At 62.6% G+C, this 4102-nt stretch carries 5 protein-coding genes; all 5 read left to right on the top strand.

The genetic code is table 11. The features are described 5' to 3' along the window. The coding region (locus B7Y43_RS19975; protein WP_374133409.1) for a type IV secretory system conjugative DNA transfer family protein at positions 1–844 on the top strand (844 nt) is incomplete at its 5' end. Positions 845–925: 81 nt separating this feature from the next. Further along, positions 926–1891, top strand: a complete 966-nt coding sequence (locus B7Y43_RS19970) for an LPD7 domain-containing protein (protein ID WP_374133408.1) — start codon at positions 926–928, stop codon at positions 1889–1891. 32 nt (positions 1892–1923) lie between these two features. Then, positions 1924–2841 (top strand): MarR family transcriptional regulator, encoded by a 918-nt coding sequence (locus tag B7Y43_RS19965; RefSeq protein ID WP_374133407.1) that lies wholly within the window; start codon positions 1924–1926, stop codon positions 2839–2841. A gap of 26 nt (positions 2842–2867) precedes the next feature. Continuing rightward, entirely contained in the window at positions 2868–2993 is a 126-nt protein-coding gene (locus B7Y43_RS19960; protein WP_374133406.1) for a hypothetical protein, read from the top strand. Beyond that, a complete protein-coding gene (locus B7Y43_RS19955; RefSeq protein ID WP_374133405.1) occupies positions 2993–3895 on the top strand; it encodes an antitoxin in 903 nt (300 codons plus the stop codon). The genes B7Y43_RS19960 and B7Y43_RS19955 overlap by 1 nt, the downstream gene beginning before the upstream one ends. Positions 3896–4102: the final 207 nt, after the last annotated feature.

The following is a 4102-nucleotide window of genomic DNA, read 5'->3' as shown; positions in this document are numbered from 1 at the left end:
CTTCGATCTGCGGCAGGTGCGCCGCGAGCGGATGTCGATCTATCTGGGGGTCTCGCCGGACAATATCGACCGGATCGCACCGGTCTATAATCTGTTCCTCCAGCAACTGATCGACCTCAACACGCGGGAACTGCCAGCGACCGGGGGCCAGGTGCCGGTGCTTGTCCTGCTCGATGAGTTTGCGCGCCTGGGCAAGGCGCCCGTCATCGCGTCGGCCTTTTCCTATGTCGCGGGATACGGCCTACGGCTGTTGCCGGTGATCCAGAGCCGGTCGCAGCCGCGCGGCATATATGGCCCCGACGTCACCGACGAGATCATCGCCAATTGCGGCCTGGAGGTGGTGTTCACGCCCAAGGAATTGCGGGTGGCGAACGAGCTGTCCGAACGGCTTGGCTTCTTCACGATGAACGTGAAATCGAAGAGCCGCACGATTCACGGGATGCTAGCCAATCGCAGCATTTCGGAATCCGATCAGCGTCGTGCATTGATGATGCCGCAAGAGCTGATGCAGATGCCGAAGGGCGATCTGCTGTTGCTGCGGGGTGGTATTCCGCCGGTTCGCGCGCGCAAGATCGAATATTTCCGATCGAAGCGCTTCACCGACAGGATATCCGATCCGCCCAAGGTCGCACCGCGGCTGATCCTGATGCGCGAGCCCAAATCCAACCCGACACAGGCAGGCGCAGCGACCGGTAGCGACCCCCTAGCGCAGGCGATTGAAGCGAAGCGCGCCGCCCTGCACGCGCCGCCACCCCTAAAGGAAGAGCCCGTCGTATGCTGGTGCTGGGTGAGCTTGAGGCGTTGCCGCCGCCCGGCGACGAGAAGGCGGCACTTGATTTCGTGATGGCGATGACCGCCCGCGCGGCGATTGAGCCGGAGGACGATGGCGACCTTTCTGAAACGCTAGTGACTGGGAGGCATGACCATGGCCGATAAGGAGAAGGCGCCGGCGACCAAGCCGCGTGGCAGGACCAACGGCGTTGCCATCGACGACAAGGATCGCAGCAAAAGGGTAGCGTCTGGAACCGTCATGCCCGAGGCTGAAGCTGTCGGGCAATCGAAGGGCGCGGAGCGAAAGGCCGAGGACCCGGGCGTCACGGAGCGCAAGGTCGGGACCGACAAGAAGCCAAAAGCTCCCTCGGTCGAGGCGGGTGACATGCCCGAGGCGGTGCGCAAACGCTATTATGCCGACAAGGCGAAATGGTCGGGCGATCCTGCATACTTTACCTCAGCGGAAACGAAGGATCCGGCGTTTCGCGATCAGGGGCGTCGACTGGTCACGGCGACCGAGAGCCAGGAGGTGGTGAAGGATCTTGTCGCCATCGCCCAGCATCGTTCGTGGGACAGAATCCATGTCACCGGAACCGAGGCATTCCGGCGATCTGTGTGGTTGGAGGCGGGACAAAAGGGGCTCGAAGTCCGGGGCTATAAGCCGAATGATCGTGATCTGCAGGAACTCGACCGGCTGCGCAGCGACGCGAGCAAGAACACGATTGCACCGGTGGTCGCGCGCGATGCCACCGAAAGCCGCAATCCGGCTTCGGCGCGGCGATCGGAAGAGTCCCCTGCCCCTGCCCGCCAACCCGGTGAGCGCGTCGATGGACGTTCGCTGCCCAACGATCGCGCCGTCGATAGTCAAATGCGCGTCATGGAGGCGGTGATCCGGCGGACCCTGTTGGATAACCCCGAGGCGGTGACGCGGGTGATGACGGTCGCGCGCGCGCAACTCGATGCCCATGTAGCGGCCGGTCGAACGATCCGGCCCGCGGTGGTTCGCGATACCGGTGCGTCCGTACAACGCGGTCCTGAGCGCGGGCCCGGGGCGGAACGCGTGTTGCAAGCTCGGCAACGACGTGAGCACAAGCAGCCGGAGCGGAACCGATCACGCTGATCCTCCAAATCCAAATTCCCGGCACAGTAAATATGGACATGTCCGCGAATATTCGCTATTCGGAGCATATTCACTGGACATCGAATATGCTCAAATTCGAGATTGAAGAAGGCGAGTTGCTGGAAAGTCTGGTCACGGCGATCAGCAAATTGCCCGAGGGGCAGGCCATCGTGCGAGCGCGGGAGGTTCCGATCGGCCGCAATGGACGCGCCGACGCGCTCGTCGATATCGTGGTGGGTGGACGGCCGATGCAATTGCTGGTCGAAGCTAAACGCGATGCCTTTCCCCGCGATGTGCGCGAATCCGTGTGGCAGCTTCGAACCAATGCCGCCCACCTCCCCACCGACGGCCGTGACATTTTGCCCTTCTTCGTCGCCCGCGCAATCTCGCCGGGCGCGCGCGACATCCTGCGCGAGGAAGGCATCGGCTTTTATGACCTTGGCGGCACGCTCTACATCCCGGCCCCCAATGCGTTCGTCTTCATCGATCGACCGCCCCCTCGTAACACCCGCAAAGTGTTTGAATCCGTCTTTCAGGGGCAAAAGGCGCGCGTCGTCATGGCCGTGTTCGAACGTCGCCATGCATGGCTGAGCGTCAAGGAGCTCGCGGAGACAACCGAAGTCTCGCCAGCGACGGCATCCTCCACGCTCACCGAGATGGAACGTCGCGAATGGGTCGATGTACAAGGCTCCGGCCCGTCCAAACTGCGCCGCCTACGCGCCGCCGAGGACGTGCTTGACGCATTCGCACCTTGTCGGAGCGGTTGGATCAAGTCTGCGGCGGTGCGGATTATGCCGTTACCGGCGAAGCCGCAGCACAAGCTTATGCGCCCTATCTCTCCAGCATCTCCCAACTCAGATGCCGCATCCTTCCCGGCCCATTTCAAAAGCAGATCCTCGACCATCTGGATGCCCGGCCGGTCAGCGAGGGATGGAATCTCGGCGTTATAGAGACGCGCTCGCGCGGCGATGTGACGGTGGGCGAGCGCATCGACGACGTGGCGCTCGCGCCGGCGCTGCAAGTCTATCTCGATCTGCTGCAGGGGTCGGGACGTTCCAAGGAAATGGCGGCGCATCTGCGCGCGGAGAGGCTCAAGCCCTGATGACCAAGCCGAAGACCTTTGGCGGCTATGACAACGCCGTCACCGAAGCGTGCGAGCGCGTGCTGGTCACGCTCCTGCGTGGCCTTGGCCCGTGGAAGAATTCGGTGTTCCTCGTCGGCGGCCTCACCCCGCGCTATCTCGTGCGTGCACGCCCGCCCGAAGTGCCGGCGCATGCCGGCACGGGCGACGTCGATGTCGTCGTCGACCTTGCGATCCTGGCCGACACGGAGGCCTATCGGACGCTGGAAGAAAATCTCCGCATGATGGGCTTCGATCGCGCCGAAAATGATGAGGGCCGCAAACAGTCATGGCGCTGGAAGACCACGCTCGAAACCGGCACCACCATGATCCTCGAATTCCTCGCAGACGATCCGGAACGTGCCGGCGGGAAGGTCCAGGAGCTTCCCGCGAAAGGTAAAGTCTCGGCTCTCAACATCCCGCATGCCTCCATGGTGTTCGACTTCTACGAGAGCGCCGAGATCACCGCTGAGTTGCTTGGCGACAACGGCGTGGTCACGGAAACCGTCCGCTATGCCGACGTAGTGAGCTTCACCTGCCTGAAGGCGTTCGCCTTCGAAAGTCGCTTCGAGCCGAAGGATGCTCATGACCTCGTGTATTGCCTCGACCATGTCGAAGGCGGCGCCGAAGCGACGATCGCTGCGTTCGGCAAGGCACTGGAAACCGGGCACCGCGAAGCCATCCTCTCAGCGCTCGGCCTGCTCGCATCGCATTTCTGCGATGATGACAGAACCGAGGGCTATCGTAAGGATGGTCCGGTCGCCTTTGCGAAATTCGACGCCGATCCCGGAGACGACGAGGAAGGCGGTCGTGATCGCCGCATCTTGCGGCAACGTCGGGCGAGCGCGACGGTGGCGGCGATTGTCGGACCACTTCTTGGGTAACGTCACGCCAAAATTGTTCGTTCTTTGCAAAGCCGTCCGCGGCAGATGCACCCGGTGCACGTATCCGCAAAATGATCAGGGGACCGTAACGTCGTAATTCGCCGCGGCCCATGGGCTGAAATGGTGCGCTGGTGGCGTATGCGGCGGAAAAGACCCAACGCCGGTCGTTCAAGGCCAACCAACCGCTACCTAAAACCGGCTGTTTGT

Source organism: Sphingomonas sp. 28-62-20 (assembly GCF_002281505.1).
Note: the sequence above shows the minus strand (reverse complement) of the source record. Positions and strands in the feature narration are given on the sequence as shown.